A 15,900-nucleotide genomic window follows, 5' to 3' on the forward strand; every position below is an offset into this window, starting at 1 on the left:
CGCCCTACGCCGAACGAGGACCCCGGGCGCCGTCGCGCGCCCGGCCGTCCCGGGATGGAGTTCTCGCAGTGACCCCCCTTGATCCCCCCGGCGGTCCCGCCGGTGCGCTCAGTCAACAGGCGCTGGCCTCCTGCACGATCGGCAGCACGCCGGTGTGGGGGCCGCCGGTCGCCCGCGGCCTGCTGGCGACGCTGCTCGACCCCGGCCGGCCCTTCCCCTGCACCTTCGCGGTCTCCGCCGCCAAGAAGAACGCCCTGCGGTTCGGCTACCTGGAGAGCGTCCACGACGACGGCACCTGGGGCCCGCTGGTGGACATCCTGCACGACTACCTGGACTGCTACCAGGAGCTGGGCAAGGACACCTCGCTCGTGGTGCTGTTCCGCCCGGAGGAGCAAGTGCTCTCCCTGGAGGCCTACTTCGAGCGCTTCTGGGCCGTGCTCCAGTTCCTGCACGAGAAGGACTCCCAGCCCTGGCCGGCCGAGGTGCCCACCGACCCGGAATCGCTCTGGTGGGAGTTCAGCTTCGCCGGCACCCAGATCTTCGTGGTCTGCAACACCCCGGCCCACCTCACCCGGCACAGCCGGCACGCGCCGGGTTTCATGATCACCTTCCAGCCCCGCTGGGTGTTCGAGGGGCTGGAGCCCGACACCCCCAGGGGTGCCCGGGCCCGCACCGTGATCCGCAACCGGATCCGCCGCTTCGACGGTCTCGAACCCGCCCCCGAACTCGGCAACCACGGGGAGGAGGGCAACCTCGAATGGCGGCAGTACTTCCTGCCGGACACCCCGGACGGAACCGTGCCCTCCTGCCCCTTCCGCGCCCGGCACGAACCCGCCATCGGCGACCAGACCCTGGAGGCCGACCGATGAGCCCGACCGACCCCGCGCACCGGTCCACCTCCGCGCCGCGGAGCCGCCCGCGGCCCCCGGCCGGCACCGCCCCGCCGGGCCGCGCGGCCGCACCGGAGGCAGGCCCGCCGGAGGCGGAGCCGCAGTCGCTCACCGGCGCGCAGGCCGGCATCTGGTACGCGCAGCAGCGCGACCCGGCCAGCCCGGCGTACCTGTGCGCCGAATACGTCGAGCTGGCCGGCCCGCTCGACGAGCGGCGGTTCGCCGAGGCGCTGCGCAAGACCCTGGCGCAGGCGCAGACGCTCTGGCTGCGCTTCGCCGAATCGGGCGCCGACGCCCTGCCGGTGGCCGTCCTCGGCGCCCCCCGGGCCCACGGGGCGGCGTCGGTGCGGGTGGACCTGACGGCGGAGCCCGAACCCCACGCCGCCGCACTGGCCTGGATGCGCGCCGACCTGACCCGGCCGATCGACCTCGCCACCGGGCCGCTGTTCGGCACCGCCCTGATCCGGCTGGGCCCGGAGCACCACCTGTGGTACCTGAAATGCCATCACATATCCCTGGACGCCTACGGATTCGGCCTGCTCCAACACCGCCTGGCCGAGCTCTACTCGGCCCCGGAGGGCGGCCTCCAGCCCCCCGAGCGCTTCGCCCCGCTCACCGAACTCCTCGCCGAGGAGGACGAGTACCGCCGCTCCGCGCAGCCCGAGCGCGACCGCGCCTTCTGGCGCGAGCGGCTGGCCGGGCTGCCCGCCCCGGTGACCCTGGCCGCCGGCAGCGCGCCGCCGAGCGCCACCCCGGTGACCGTCCGCGCCGCCCTGCCGCCCGCCGCCCAGGAGGCGCTGGCCCGCGCCGGCGCCGGCCTGCGGGCCCCCCGGGCCGAGATCCAACTCGCCGTGGTGGCCGCCTACCTGCACCGGGTCACCGGACGGACCGACCTCACCCTCGGGCTGCCGTTCGCCGGGCGGTTCGGTTCGGTCGCCGCCCGGGTGCCCGCCGACACCGTCAACGTGCTGCCGCTGCCGCTCACCGTCGACCCCGGGATGAGCGGCGCGCAGCTGGTCGCCCAGGTCGCCCGCAGGCTGCGCGAGGTGCGTCCGTACAGCAGGCTGCGCGGTGAGGAGCTCCGGCGTGAGCTGCGGCTGGGAGCCACCGACCGGCTCACCGGGCCGCTGGTCAACGTCGGCCTCGTCAGCCCCTCGCTGCGCTTCGCGCAGCTGCGGGCCAGGGTGCACCCCCTCGCCCCCGGGCCGATCGACGACCTCACCATCAGCTTCCGCGACGACGCGGACGGCCGGGCCACCACGGTGGACCTGGACGGCAACCCGGCGCTCCACTCGGCCGAGCGGCTGAGCGGGCACCACGACCGGCTGCTCGGCCTCCTGGCCGCCTTCACCGCCCGGCCCGACCGGGCGATCGCAACGCTGGACACCTTCGCGGAACGCGAGCGGGCCGCCGTCCCCGAACTGGCGCCCGCCGAAAGCCGGCGCGCCCCCGAGCCGCCCGGACCCACCATTTCGGAGCTGTTCCGCGAACAGGCGGCGGCCCACCCCGAGGCGATCGCCCTGGTGGCGGGGGAGGAGCGGCTGACCTACCGCGAACTGGCCGACCGGGTGGCCCGGCTCGCCGGACTGCTGCGCGACCGGGGCGCCGGGCGCGAGCAGGTCGTCGCCCTGGCACTGCCGCGCTCGGCCGACCTGGTGGTGGCGGTGCTCGCCGTCCTGAGCGCGGGCGCGGGCTACCTGCCGATCGACCCGTACCAGCCGGCCGCCCGCACCGGCGCCGTGCTCCGGGCCGCCCGCCCGCTGCTGCTGGTCACCGACCTCGGCCACGCGACCCGCCACCCGGCCGAGGCGGCAGCGGGCGGGCAGGTGCCCGTGCTGGTCCTGGACAGCCCCGGCACCCGGGCCGAACTGGCCCGCCGGCCCGCCACCGCACCCGCCGTCGAGGGCGCCGCCGACACCGACTGCGCCTACGTGCTGCACACCTCCGGATCCACCGGCGAGCCCAAGGGCGTCGTCCTGGAACACCGCAACGTGGTCCGCCTGCTGCGCACCACCGCGGCCGGATCCGGCTTCGGCCCCGCCGACACCTGGACGCTGTTCCACTCCTACGCCTTCGACTTCTCCGTCTGGGAGCTCTTCGGCGCGCTGCTGCACGGCGGACGCCTGGTGGTCGTCCCGTTCACCGTGAGCCGCTCCCCGGAGGAGTTCCTCGGCCTGCTGGTCCGTGAGCGGGTCACCGTCCTCAACCTCACCCCGTCGGCCTTCGAACAGCTGGTCCAGGCCGACCGCGACCTGCCGCACCTGGGCGACGCCCTGTCACTGCGCCAGGTGGTCCTGGGCGGCGAGGCGCTGCGCCCGGCGGTGCTCGCCGACTGGTACCGGCGGCACCCGGACACCGCGCCGCGGATCACCAACATGTACGGGATCACCGAGACCACCGTGCACGTGACCAGCCGCCACCTCACCCGCGCGGACGCCGACCCGGGGGCCACCGGGCTGATCGGCGAACCGCTCCCCGACCTGCGGGTCCGCCTGCTGGACGCCGCGCTGCGCCCGGTGCCGCCCGGGGAGGTCGGCGAGATCCACGTGGCCGGGCCCGGCCTCGCCCGCGGCTACCTCGGCCGCCCCGCGCTCACCGCCGAGCGGTTCCTGCCGGACCCGTACGGCCCGCCCGGATCGCGGATGTACCGCAGCGGGGACCTCGCCCGGCGCGACGCCCAGGGGCGGCTGGAGTACCTGGGCCGGTCCGACGACCAGATCAAGATCCGCGGCTTCCGGATCGAACCCGGCGAGGTCGCGGCCGCGCTGGCCCGGCACCCCGTCGTGCGGCAGGCCGCCGTGACGGCCAGGAGCGAGGCCGGCGGCGCGCGCCTGGTGGCGTACGTCGTGCCGCGCCGCGGCGAGCGCCTGGAACCGGCCGAGCTGCGCCGGCACGCCGCCGAGCTGCTGCCCGAACACCTGCGCCCGGCCGCCGTGGTGGTCCTCGACGCGCTGCCGCTGACCGGCAACGGCAAGCTGGACCTGGCCGCGCTGCCCGCCCCCGCCGCCGCCGGCCCGTCCCCGGGCCGCGACGCCAGGGGCCCGCGCGAGCAGGTGCTCTGCGAACTCTTCGCCGACCTCCTGGGCGCCGACCGGGTCGGCCCCGAGGAGGACTTCTTCGCCCTCGGCGGCCACTCGCTGCTGGCCACCCGCATGGTCGGCCGCATCCGTGCGGCACTGGGCGCCGCCGTCGGCGTCCGCGACCTGTTCGAGGCGCCGACCCCGGCCGCACTGGCCGCCCGGCTGGACCACGCGGCCGCCGAGCGGCCCCGGCTGACGGCCCGACCGCGTCCCGAACGACCACCGCTCTCGTACGCCCAGCGCGGGCTGTGGTTCCTGCACCGCATGGAGGGGCCCAGCGCCACCTACAACATCCCGCTGGCCCTGCGGCTCACCGGCCCGCTGGACGTGCCCGCGCTGCGCCGGGCGCTGAACGACCTGGTCGCCCGGCACGAGAGCCTGCGCACCCTGCTGGTCGCGGACGGCGACGAGCCCGGAGCGCGGGTGCTGGCCGCCGGACAGGCCGAGGTCGAACTCGACCTGCTGACGGCACGCACCGGCCGCCCGGTCTCCGCCGAGCTGGCCGCCGCCACCCGCTACGCCTTCGACCTCGCCGGTGAACTTCCCCTGCGGGCCCGGCTGCTGCGGGTCGACGAGAGCGAGCACGTGCTGCTCCTGCTGCTGCACCACACCGCGGGCGACGACTGGTCGCAGGCCCCGCTGGCCCGGGACCTGGCCGCCGCCTACGGTGCCCGGCTGGACGGCGCCGCCCCGGCGTTCGCACCGCTGCCGGTGCAGTACAGCGACTACGCGCTGTGGCAGCGCGATCTGCTCGCCCCCGACAGCGCCCTGTTCCGGAACCAACTCGGCTACTGGAAGGAGCGGCTGGCCGATCTGCCGGACCACCTGGAGCTGCCCACCGACCGGCCGCGACCGGCGGTCTCCAGCCATCGCGGCGCCGCCGTCCCGGTCCACCTGGACGCGGAACTCCACCGCGGCCTGCGGGCCCTGGCCAGGCACGGCGGCGCCACCGTCTTCATGGCCCTCCAGGCGGGCCTCACCGCGCTGCTCACCCGCCTCGGCGCCGGTACCGACATCCCCCTCGGCTGCCCGGTGGCCGGCCGCCAGGAGGGGGCGCTGGACGACCTGATCGGACTGTTCGCCAACACCCTGGTGCTGCGCACGGACACCTCCGGCGACCCGACCTTCCGCGAGCTCCTGACCCGGGTCCGGAAGGGGGATCTCGCCGACTTCGACCACCAGGAACTTCCGTTCGAACGGTTGGTCGAGGAGCTGGGCCCGGTCCGCTCGCCCTCGCGGCACCCGCTCTTCCAGCTGATGATCTCCTACGGCTCCGGCCGGCGCCCCGTCCGGCTGCCCGGACTGGACGCCACGGCCCTGCGCCCGCACAACGGCTCGGCCAAGTTCGACCTGACCCTCTCGCTGGCCGACCGTCCCGAGGGCGACGGCATCGACGGGTTCCTGGAGTACGCGCTCGACCTCTTCGACGAGGCGGGCGTGCGGGTGCTGGTCGAACGGCTGGTCCGGCTGCTGCGCCAGGCGGTCGACGCGCCGGACCGCCCGATCAGCACCCTGGAGGTGCTGGCGGACCCCGAACGCCGGCGCATCGTCCACGAGTGGAACGACACCGACGCGCCGGTGGATCCGCGCGCCTTCCCCGCGATGTTCGAGGAGCAGGCCCGCCGGGCACCCGACCGCCTCGCGCTGGTCGCCGGCCGCCACCGCCTGACGTACGGACAGGTCAACGTCCTCGCGAACCGGTTGGCGCACCACCTGGTCGCGATCGGGGTCGGCCCGGAGCGCACCGTCGGCATCCACCTGCCGCGCTCCGCGGAACTGGTGATCGGCCTGCTCGCCGTCCAGAAGGCCGGTGGCGCCTTCGTCCCGTTGGACCCGGGCTGGCCGCCGGCCCGGATCGCCGGGCTCGCCGCGGACGCCGGCCTCACCGCCGCCCTCACCTCGCCGGGCGGCGCCGGCCTGCCCGACCACCTGCCCGGCATCGAACTCGCGCTGGACGGGCACGGGCCGGGCGGCTGGTTCGCCGACCGGCCGGAGCACGACCCCGAGGTGGTGATCGACCCGGAGAGCCTGGCGTACGTCATCTACACCTCGGGCTCCACCGGCACGCCCAAGGGTGCGATGATCCGGCACCGGGCGATCAGCAACCGCCTGCCCTGGCAGATCGGCCTGCTCGGCCTGACCTCGGAGGACCCGGTGCTGCACAAGGCCCCGCTGACCTTCGACATCTCGGTCAACGAGATCTTCCTGCCGTGGGCGGCCGGTGCGCCGCTGGTAGTCGCCGAGGCGGGCCGCGAGGGCGACGTGGCGCACCTGCTGGAGCTGATCGAGCGGGAGCGGATCGCCTTCGTCTACCTGGTCTCCTCGATCCTCGACATCATGCTGGAGCGCCCCGACGTCTCCCGGGCCGCCGCCTCGCTCAAGCACGTGTGGTGCGGCGGCGAGGTGCTGACGCCCGAACTGTTCGCCCGGTTCCGCGAACGGCTCGGCCCGGCCACCATGTACCACGGCTACGGCCCGGCCGAGACGACCATCGGCGTCACCTGCCAGGTCTACCGGGGGGCGGCCGACCAGGGCATCACGATCGGCCGCCCGAACCCCAACACCCGGGTGTACGTCCTGGATCCGGCGATGCGCCCGGTGCCGGTCGGGGTGCCCGGCGAGCTCTACCTGGGCGGGGTGCCGCTGGGCCGGGGCTACCTGGGAGACCCGCGCCGCACCGCGGCCGCCTTCGTGCCCGACCCGTTCTCCGGGCGGCCGGGCGCCAGGCTGTACCGCAGCGGCGACCTGGCCCGTTACCGCGCCGACGGCAACATCGAGTTCCTCGGCCGGGCGGACAACCAGGTCAAGATCCACGGAGTGCGGGTCGAGCTGGAGGAGATCGAGTCGGTGCTGAGCCGGCACCCGGCCGTCCGCCAGGCGGTGGTGCTGGTGCTCCGGGGTGCCCCGGGAGGGGACCGGCTGGCCGCGTGGTGCACCCCGGACCCGAAGCGGCCGCGCCCGGACCCGGCCGACCTGCGCGACTGGATGCTGGCCGTCCTGCCGGAGTACCTGGTGCCCCGGGAGGTCCGCGTGGTGGCGGCGCTGCCGCTGATGAGCTCCGGCAAGGTGGACCGCAAGGCGCTGGCCGGGCAGGCGCTCCGGGACGGTCGCGACGGGCCCCCCGAGGCGGTCGGCCACCGCGCCCCGGCGGAGGGCACCGAGCGGCTGATCGCCGAGGTCTGGTCCGCGGCGCTGGGCCTGGAGCGGATCGGCGCCGAGTCCAACTTCTTCGACCTCGGCGGCCATTCGCTGCTGCTGGCCCGGGTGCAGACCGGGCTGCGAGCCCGCCTGGGCTGGGACGTGCCGGTGCTCGACCTGTTCACCCGCCCGACCATCGCCCAGCTCGCCCGCCACCTGGACAGCCGGGACGGCCGCGCACCGGAGTCGGCGGCCGGCGCCGGCAGCCGCGAGGCCCTGGAGGTGCTCCTCCCGCTGCGCACCGGCGGCGGGTTGGCGCCGCTGTTCTGCGTGCACCCGGCCTCCGGGCTGAGCTGGCCGTTCGCGGGCCTGCGTCCGCACCTGGACCCGCGCCGCCCGCTCTACGGACTGCAGAGCCGTACCCTGCTGGGCCGGCCCGTCCCCGAGTCCCTGGAGGAACTGGCGGACGAGTACCTGGAGCGGGTCCGCGAAGTCCAGCCCGCCGGGCCGTACCACCTGGTCGGCTGGTCCTTCGGGGGCGTGATCGCGCACACCATGGCCACCCGCCTGCAACAGCGGGGCGAGCGGGTCGCGCTGCTGGCGATGCTCGACTCCTATCCCCGCTACCCCTGGCGCCGGCTCGCCCGCGATCACCGGCAGCAGGCGCTGCGGTCGCTGCTCCACATGTCCCACTACGACCTGTCCCGGCTGGACGGCACCCGGCTCGACCGGGCCGAGGTGCTCCGGACCATCGCCGAACAGGGCGGTGTGCTGGCCGAGTTGGCCGAGGACACGATCCAGGGGGTGATGGACGCCTTCGTCTCCTCCGCCGAACTCCAGCAGCGGGTCGAGCACCAGGTGTTCCACGGGGACCTGCTCTTCTTCACCGCCACGGTGGACCCGGTCGACCCGGCGCTCTCCCACCGGGACTGGAAGCCCCACCTCGACGGCACGATCGAGAACCACGGGATCACCTGCGAGCACAAGGACATGACCCGCAGCGGCCCGCTCTCCGAGATCGGCCGCCGTCTCGACCGGCGCCTTCGCGACCTGGCCGAGGCCGGAGAAGGATGAGCCCGGTGCGCCGGGGGTCCGTCAGCCCCCGGCGCACCGTTCGACGTCAGCCCGCGACCAGGCCGCCGATCAGTGCCTCGAGCGCGGTGCGCAGTTCCCGGCAGTGGGCGCCCGGACCGCGGTACGGGGCCTCGGCCAGCGCGCGGGTCAGGGCGGGGAGGGTCTGCGGATCGGCGGCGGCGATGGCCGCGGCCCGCTGGTTGGGCTGGCGCGGCGGGCTGACGAGGTGTTCGGAGAGGAGCTCGCCGAGCACGAGCTGCCAGCAGGAGCGGAAGGCGGCCGCCGCGCGGGCGGGCGGCAGGCCGGCGGCCATCAGGTCGGCGAGGCAGGCGTCGCTGAAGGGCAGCGCGTTCTCGGCGACGAGTTCGCCGCGGATGAGGATGTGCGGCACCCAGGCGTGGCCGGCCATGAAGTCGTGTGCGTCGAGGAGGCGGCGGAGCAGCCGGGCGGCCGGGGAGGCGCCGGGGACGGCCACCGGCAGGCCGGCGGCGACCTCCTCCAGCACGGCGAGCAGCAGGCTGTCGCGGTCGGCGACGTGCCGGTACAGCGAGGCGGCGGCGGTGCCGAGTTCGGCGGCCACGGCGCGCATGGTGAGGGCGTCGATCCCGTCGCGCTCGATCACCCGGTGCGCGGCCGCGACGACCGACCCGGTGGTGAGCCCGGGGCGTTGGCGCCGGGGGCCGTAGCGGCCGCGCTCGGCGGTGGTGTGCTGCTCTGCCGTCCGGTCTGCCATTGCGCCATCCTGCCACGCCCGGTCGGCCCGCGACCTGCGCGGTTGCCGTCGAGGTCAACTTAGGCTTACCTTACGCGAACAACGTTCGCATCATTGGAGGTGGCCGTGCCCGGCCCAGCCCTGCCCTCACCCTCGACCGGCGCGCCCGCGGCGTCGGCCCCGTCCGCGCACGGTCGGCGCGCCCCTTCCGGTCCGCGCGCCGGCCTCGTGCTCGCCACCGCGTGCCTGTGCCAGCTGATCGTCACGCTCGACGCCAGCATCGTGAACATCGCGCTGCCCGCCATGGGTCAGTCCCTGGGCTTCGGGGACAGCGCGCTCGCCTGGATCGTCAACGCCTACGCGCTCGCCTTCGGCGGGCTGCTCCTGCTGGGCGGACGGGTGGCCGACCTGGCCGGTCACCGCCGGGCGCTGCTCGCCGGCCTGGCCCTGTTCGGGGTCGCCTCGGTGCTCGGCGGGTTCGCGCAGACCCCCGCTCAACTGATCGCCGCCCGGGCCGGGCAGGGCGTCGCCAGCGCCCTCCTCGCGCCGATCAGCCTGACCCTCATCATGGTCACCTTCGCCGAGGGGGCCGCCCGGGCCCGGGCCCTGGGGGTCTGGTCGATGGTGACGGCCGCGGGCAGCGCGATCGGAGTCCTGCTCGGCGGGGTGCTCACCGACCTGCTCGACTGGCGCTGGGTGTTCTTCGTGAACGCCCCGCTGGTGCTGCTGGCCGTCGTGCTGGCCCTGCGCTCGGTCGCCATCGCCCGGCCGGTACCCGGCGGGAGGCTGGACGTGGTCGGCGCGGTGCTCGGCACGGGCGCGATGAGCGTGCTCGTCTACGGGCTGATGGAGACCGGCCGGCACCCGTGGGGCTCGACCCGCACCCTCGTCACCCTCGGCGCCGCCGTGCTGCTGGGCCTCGCCTTCCTCGGCTGGGAGGCCCGCTTCGCGTCCGCGCCGATCGTCCGGCTCGGGGTGCTGCGGGCGCGGACGGCGTGGTCCGCGACGGTGATCGTCACGCTGATCGGGGCGGCGATGCTGGTCGGCTTCTACTTCTGCTCGCTGCACCTCCAGAACGTCCTCCACTACGGGCCGCTGGCGGCCGGTGCCGCCTTCCTGCCCTTCTGCGCCGGGGTGATGGCGGGCAGCATGGCGGCCGGCCGGCTCGGCGCCCGGTTCGGTGGGCGGGCCACGCTCACCGGCGGGCTGCTGCTGGCGGGCCTGGGGATGCTGTGGTTCAGCGACCTCGGCGTCGACTCGGGTTATCTGACCGCGTTCGTCGGGCCGTCCGTGGTCACCAGCGCGGGTGTCGGAATCTGCATGGTCGCCAACACCGCGATGGGCACCTCGGGGGTCGCCCGGCACGAGGCCGGCCTGGTCAGCGGGCTGCTCAACGCCGGGCGCCAGTGCGGCGGCAGCATCGGCCTGGCCGTGCTCTCCTCGCTCGCCGTGGCGGCGACCCGGAACGCGGCGGAGGAGGGCCGGGCCCCGCTGGAGGCGCTCGCGGCCGGCTACGACCGGGCGTTCGTCGTCACCGCGGTGCTGTTGGCCGTGGCCGCGTTGATCGCGGTGCTCTTCGTTCCGGGCCCCGCGCCGAAGGCGGCGGCGACCGGAGACGCGTCGGCGCGCTGACGGCGCGACCGTGCACCGGAGACGCGTCGGCGAACCGGCGGCGCGTCTCCCCGCCCCGTCCGGCGATCGATCGGACCGGCCTGGCCGGTGGGGATACCCCCGCCCGGCATATTAGGTTAGCCTAACCTCAATTGTGGCGTGCTGATGGCGTACCGAACGGCGCGGCCGTGGTGCCCGGCCGCCTGTTGGAAGGAGCCCACCCTGTCCTCCGTCACCGCTCCCGTGCGTTACGCGCTCTTCCCGCTGAGGGTCGCCCGCACCGAGACACTCACTCCGCACATGGTCCGGATCACGCTCGTCGGCGAGAGCCTCGCGGGCTTCGTCAACGGCGGCCTCGACCAGAGGGTCAAGCTGCTGCTACCGCTCCCCGGCCAGGCCGAGCCGGTGATCCCGCCCGGCGAGGGCGACTTCGGCTGGTACCACAGCTGGCGGGGGATGTCCCCGGACGAGCGCCCGGTGCTGCGCACCTACACCGTCCGCGAGCAGCGTCGCGATCCCGACGAGATCGACATCGACATCGCCGTCCACGGCGACGCGGGCCCCGGATCCCGCTGGGCGGCCGCGGCCGCCCCCGGCGACCGGGTGGTGGTCTGCGGCCCGGCGGTGGAGCAGGCCGGCGGCGTCGAGTTCGACCTCCCGGACGCCGCCGACTGGGTCCTGCTGGTCGGGGACGAGTCGGCGCTGCCGGCCATGGCCGCCGTCCTGGAGGCGCTTCCCGCCGGACTGCCGGTCCGGGTCTTCGCCGAGGTGGAGGGGGTGGAGGAGGAGAAGTACCTGCCGACCGGACGGCCGGGCGTCGAGACCGTGTGGCTGCACCGGAGCGCCGGCGGACCCGGGCTCACCGGGGCCGTGCGCGTCGCCGACCTGCCGGCCGGCGAGCCGTACGCCTGGATCGCCGGAGAGGCGGCCGCGGTGCGGGAACTGCGCCGCCACCTGGTCGGCGAGCGGGGGATCGACCGGCGCGCCGTCTGCTTCATGGGCTACTGGCGGTCCGGGCGCAGCGAGGACCAGCGGGCCGAGGAGGGCCCGGAGGACTGATCCGGCCGGCCTGGTGGCCGCTCGTCACCGGGCGCGGGGCGGCGCGGCCCTGACCTCCCGGCAGTGTCCGCGGCGCCACCGGGCCCGGGCCGGCGGGGCGGTGCGGCGGGGAGGTCGGCGGGCCGGGCGCCGAGGGATGGTGACGGCATCAGGGGAGCAATGTAAGGTAACCCTTGCCTAAATTCCCTGGTGGGAGCGGACGCGATTTCGAGCCGGGTGCCGAGCGGGTCCAGTGGGCTGTGGTGCGACCGGCGCCGCATGGGGTCGGATCACGGATGCGGGGCACTGGTGGGCGAAGAGAGCTCGGCTGCTTTCGGCGCGGAACGGATCCTGGCGGACCGGTACCCCCCGGACCTCGCCTCCTGCCTCTCCGACCTGCGCCGCTTCCAGGGCGCCGTCGTGGTGGTCAAGTTCGGTGGCAACGCCATGGTCGACGACCGGCTCAAGGCGGCCTTCGCCCGGGACGTGGTGTTCCTGCGCTACGCGGGTCTGCGTCCGGTCGTGGTCCACGGTGGTGGCCCGCAGATCGGTGCGCAGCTGAGCCGGCTGGGGCTGGCGTCCTCCTTCGTCGGCGGGCTGCGGGTCACCACGCCCGAGGCGATGAACGTCGTACGGATGGTGCTCGCCGGACAGGTCCAGCGTGAACTGGTCGGGCTGATCAACGCCCACGGGCCGTTCGCCGTCGGACTGACGGGGGAGGACGCGGGCACGATGACCGCGGTGAAACGTTTCGCCGACGTGGCGGGCGAGCAGGTGGACATCGGCCTCGTCGGTGACGTCGCGTCGGTGCGCCCCGCTCTGCTGGAGTCCCTGGTCGGCGACTGCCGGGTCCCGGTGGTGTCCTCGGTGGCGCCGGGGCCGGACGGCGAGGTCTACAACGTCAACGCGGACACGGCCGCCGCCGCGGTGGCGGGTGCGCTGCGGGCGGACGTCCTCCTGATGCTGACCGACGTGCCCGGGCTCTACCGCTCCTGGCCGCCGGAGGGCGAAGTGATCCCCCGTCTGGGATCCGACGAGTTGACGGCGATGATGCCCGGTCTCGCGGGCGGGATGGCGCCGAAGATGGGGGCCTGTCTGGCGGCCCTGAGGGCCGGGGTGCGCGCGGTCCGGGTGCTGGACGGACGGACTCCGTACGCCCTCGTGCGGGCCTTCGGTGCCGGGGCCCCGGGCACGGAGATCGTGCCGTCGCCCTCCGGTCCGCGCGACGGGGCGCGCGGTCGGTCGTCGGGTGAACTCGCCCTGAGGTGACGGCCGGTGGCGCGGCGGGGGGCGTTGCCGGGCCCGTTCGGGCAGGTCGCCGCGCTGTGCGGGGGAGGGGGCTCGCCACGCCTGAACTTGACTACGTCACCTTCCGTAAGAAAACTTAGGCAAGCCTAACCAAAGTGATCCGGTAATTGCTCCGGGGTTGCGAGCCGGGTCCCCGGGTTGTGAACGACCAGCAGATGGACGGAAGGACAAGTCATGTCGCGCGAGAACGAGGCCATCCACGAAGGTGCGAGCGTCGACGACCTGGTCGGCATAGGCTTCGGCCCCGCCAACCTCGCCCTCGCCATCGCGATCGACGACCACAATCGCCGGAGTGCCGAACAGGCCCTGCGGGTCCGGTTCCTGGAGAAGCAGGAACGATTCGGCTGGCACCGGGGCATGCTGCTCGACGGCGCCACGATGCAGGTGTCCTTCCTCAAGGACCTGGTCACCCTGCGTGACCCGCGCAGCCGCTTCACCTTCCTGTCCTACCTCCAGGAGCGCGGCCGCCTGGTCGACTTCATCAACCTGAAGAGCTTCTACCCCACCCGGCTGGAGTTCCACGACTACTTCGAGTGGTGCGCCGCGGAGTTCGCCGGCCAGACCGGATACGGCCGCAAGGTCACCGCGGTCCGCCCGGTGGAGTCGGACGGCCGGATCGACAGCGTCGAGGTCGTCTCCGAGGCGGTCGCCGGCGGTGACCGCGAGGTCCGCCGGGCCCGCAACATCGCGGTGGGCACCGGCCTGACCCCGCGCCTGCCCGCCGGAGTCACCCTCGGCGAGCGCGTCTGGCACACCCGCGACCTGCTGACCAAGGCCCCCGAGCTGGCCGGCCGGCCGCTGCGCCACCGCCGGATCGCCGTCGTCGGTGCCGGCCAGTCCGCCGCGGAGACCGTCGAGTACCTGCACCGCACCTTCCCCGACGCGGAGATCTGCGCCGTCCTCACCCGCTACGGCTACAGCCCGGCGGACGACAGCCCGTTCGCCAACCGGATCTTCGACCCGTCCGCCGTGGACGAGTTCTACGCGGCCTCCGAGGACGCCAAGCGGACCCTGCTCGACTACCACGCGAACACCAACTACTCGGTCGTCGACGGCGACCTGATAGAGCAGCTCTACCGCACGGTGTACCAGGAGAAGGTCGCCGGCCGGGAGCGCCTGCGGATCCTCAACGCCAACCGTCTGACCGGCGTCGGCCACGAGGCGGACGGCGTCACCGCGACGATCGCCTCCCTGACCACCGGCCAGGATCAGGTGCTCGACTGCGACGCCGTCGTCCTCGCCACCGGCTACGCCCACGTCGACCCGCGCGAACTGCTGGGCGCCCTCGCCCCCGCCTGCCTCACCGACGCCTCCGGCCGGCTGAGGATCGACCGCGACCACCGGGTGCTGACCGAGGACCACGTCGGCGTGGGGATCTACCTCCAGGGCGGCACCGAGCACACCCACGGGATCACCTCCTCGCTGCTCTCCACCCTCGCCGTCCGTTCCGGCGAGATCTGCGACTCGCTCCTCCTCCGCCGCACCGGCGAGCAGCTGAGGGCGCAGAACGGCCGCCTCGGCGTGGCCGGCTGAACCGGCTCCTGGCCCCCGCCGACCCGAAACCCCCCGAAAACGAACGGAGTCCTCGCATGAGCACCGACCCCGCGGCCGACCGCACCGGCTTCGACCCGGACGCCGTCCGGGCAGACGTCGCCGACATCCTCGGCGAGCGTCCCGAGGACGTCTCCGACGAGGACGACCTGCGCGAACTCGGCCTCGACTCGATGCGTCTGATGCACCTCGTCGAGATCTGGCGGGCCCGCGGCGCCCGCGCCGAGTTCGCCGACCTGGCCGACCTCGGCACCTCGCCGACCGTCGCCTCCTGGTCGGCCTACCTCAGCCGCCCCTGATCAGCCCCGAATCCCGTTACGGCGTCCCGCCGTTCCCCGCTCCCGGGCGGCCCCGAACCCGCACCCGGCGGACCCGCCGCGCACCATGCAGCACCCAAGGAGAACCATGAACACCCGTGCCCTGACGACCCGCAGCGTCAGGCTCGCCGCCGTCGCCGCGACCGCCGCCCTCACCCTCGCGGCCTGCGGCTCCAACGGTGGGAGCAAGGACGCCGCGGACTCCTCGAACGGGGCCTCCGCCGCGTCGGGCCCGGTCGTGGTCGAGGCCACCAACGGCAAGATCACCGTCCCGGCCGGCGTCAAGCGCATCGTCAGCGTCTCCTACGCCACCGGCGCCCTGCTCGACCTCGGCGTGCAGCCCGTCGGCACCAGCACCATCGACGACAACAACCCGATGGAGCTGCTGCCCTCGCAGACCGAGGCGGCCAAGAAGATCGAGCCGATCGGCTCCGGCATCGAGATCAACATCGAGAAGGTCGCCTCGCTCAAGCCCGACCTGATCATCGTCGAGGGCGCCACCGCCTTCGACTGGGGCGTCAAGAAGCTGGAAGGCGTCGCCCCGACCCTGTACTTCGGCGTCGACAAGCCGGTCGACCTGCTGAACGCCCAGGAGAAGATCGCCACCGCCGTCGGCAAGGAGGCGGAGTTCAAGAAGCTGAAGTCCGACTACGACGCCAAGGCCGCCAAGATCAAGGCCGACTACGCGGGCAAGCTCAACAACGTCAAGTGGACCATCGCCTCCTCCTACGGCGGCGGCGAGTTCCTCGTCGACACCAGCACCTCCTGGGTCGGCCGCGTCCTGAGCGACGCGGGTGCCACCTTCTCGAAGGCCTCCTCGGACACCAAGGACCACGAGGTCACGTACTCCGTCGAGAAGCTGGACGTGCTCTCCGACGCCGACATCATCCTGGTCCCCAAGGCGGCCGCCACCGGCGAGGTCCCGCAGGACACCAAGGACCTGCAGCAGCAGCCGTCCTGGAAGAACCTCAAGGCCGTCCAGGCCGGCAAGGTCATCCCGGTCACCTACGCCACCACCGACCGGTACGGCACCTCGATCAACGTCCTCGACCAGATCGAGACCATCCTCAAGGGCCTCTAGCCCACAGCGTCAAGGGCCTCCGGGCCCCGCAGCGTCAAGGGCCTCCGGCCCCACCGCGTCCGGGCGGCCGCACCTCGTGCGCCCGCCCGGACGCGGACAC

9 protein-coding genes are annotated in these 15,900 nt (G+C 74.3%); 8 read left to right on the plus strand and 1 reads right to left on the minus strand.

Features of this window, described 5'->3' with window-relative positions:
- Positions 1-68 precede the first annotated feature (68 nt).
- Both ABT015_RS13995 and ABT015_RS14000 read left to right on the plus strand, forming a co-directional pair.
- Positions 69-869, plus strand: coding sequence for a YqcI/YcgG family protein (locus tag ABT015_RS13995; protein ID WP_350879173.1), 801 nt, complete (start codon positions 69-71; stop codon positions 867-869).
- Entirely contained in the window at positions 866-8,182 is a 7,317-nt protein-coding gene (locus ABT015_RS14000; RefSeq protein WP_350879175.1) for a non-ribosomal peptide synthetase, read from the plus strand. The genes ABT015_RS13995 and ABT015_RS14000 overlap by 4 nt, the downstream gene beginning before the upstream one ends.
- Before the next feature lie 46 nt (positions 8,183-8,228).
- On the opposite strand, the gene ABT015_RS14005 is transcribed toward ABT015_RS14000, so the two are convergent.
- Positions 8,229-8,915 carry a TetR/AcrR family transcriptional regulator gene (locus ABT015_RS14005; protein WP_350879177.1) on the minus strand — a complete coding sequence of 229 codons (687 nt, stop codon included), beginning with the start codon at positions 8,913-8,915 and terminating at the stop codon, positions 8,229-8,231.
- Between the two features lie 105 nt (positions 8,916-9,020).
- Here ABT015_RS14005 and ABT015_RS14010 point away from each other — a divergent pair, with 105 nt between their 5' ends.
- From ABT015_RS14010 to ABT015_RS14035, 6 genes are all read left to right on the plus strand, one after another.
- Entirely contained in the window at positions 9,021-10,526 is a 1,506-nt protein-coding gene (locus tag ABT015_RS14010; protein ID WP_350879179.1) for an MFS transporter, read from the plus strand.
- A 144-nt stretch (positions 10,527-10,670) separates the two neighbouring features.
- On the plus strand, positions 10,671-11,564 hold the full coding sequence (locus ABT015_RS14015) for a siderophore-interacting protein (protein ID WP_350879181.1): 894 nt from the start codon (positions 10,671-10,673) through the stop codon (positions 11,562-11,564).
- Between the two features lie 327 nt (positions 11,565-11,891).
- Positions 11,892-12,812, plus strand: a complete 921-nt coding sequence (argB, locus tag ABT015_RS14020) for an acetylglutamate kinase (RefSeq protein WP_502897309.1) — start codon at positions 11,892-11,894, stop codon at positions 12,810-12,812.
- Between the two features lie 213 nt (positions 12,813-13,025).
- Positions 13,026-14,384, plus strand: coding sequence for a lysine N(6)-hydroxylase/L-ornithine N(5)-oxygenase family protein (locus ABT015_RS14025; protein ID WP_350879183.1), 1,359 nt, complete (start codon positions 13,026-13,028; stop codon positions 14,382-14,384).
- A 56-nt stretch (positions 14,385-14,440) separates the two neighbouring features.
- The gene (locus ABT015_RS14030) at positions 14,441-14,701 is read left to right on the plus strand and encodes a phosphopantetheine-binding protein (protein ID WP_350879185.1); all 261 of its coding nucleotides are present in this window, start codon (positions 14,441-14,443) and stop codon (positions 14,699-14,701) included.
- Between the two features lie 106 nt (positions 14,702-14,807).
- Positions 14,808-15,800, plus strand: a complete 993-nt coding sequence (locus ABT015_RS14035) for an ABC transporter substrate-binding protein (RefSeq protein WP_350879187.1) — start codon at positions 14,808-14,810, stop codon at positions 15,798-15,800.
- Positions 15,801-15,900 lie beyond the last annotated feature (100 nt).

It is taken from the genome of Kitasatospora sp. NPDC094016, from assembly GCF_040304045.1.
Classification (GTDB): domain Bacteria; phylum Actinomycetota; class Actinomycetes; order Streptomycetales; family Streptomycetaceae; genus Kitasatospora.

What these genes read in the sequence shown, in the direction of transcription:
- ABT015_RS14030 (WP_350879185.1), top strand. Translation starts at nt 14,441, where the DNA reads ATGAGCACCGACCCCGCGGCCGACCGCACCGGCTTCGACCCGGACGCC.
- ABT015_RS14015 (WP_350879181.1), top strand. Translation starts at nt 10,671, where the DNA reads ATGGCGTACCGAACGGCGCGGCCGTGGTGCCCGGCCGCCTGTTGGAAG.
- ABT015_RS14000 (WP_350879175.1), top strand. Translation starts at nt 866, where the DNA reads ATGAGCCCGACCGACCCCGCGCACCGGTCCACCTCCGCGCCGCGGAGC.
- ABT015_RS14005 (WP_350879177.1), bottom strand. Translation starts at nt 8,915, where the DNA reads ATGGCAGACCGGACGGCAGAGCAGCACACCACCGCCGAGCGCGGCCGC.
- ABT015_RS14025 (WP_350879183.1), top strand. Translation starts at nt 13,026, where the DNA reads ATGTCGCGCGAGAACGAGGCCATCCACGAAGGTGCGAGCGTCGACGAC.
- ABT015_RS14035 (WP_350879187.1), top strand. Translation starts at nt 14,808, where the DNA reads ATGAACACCCGTGCCCTGACGACCCGCAGCGTCAGGCTCGCCGCCGTC.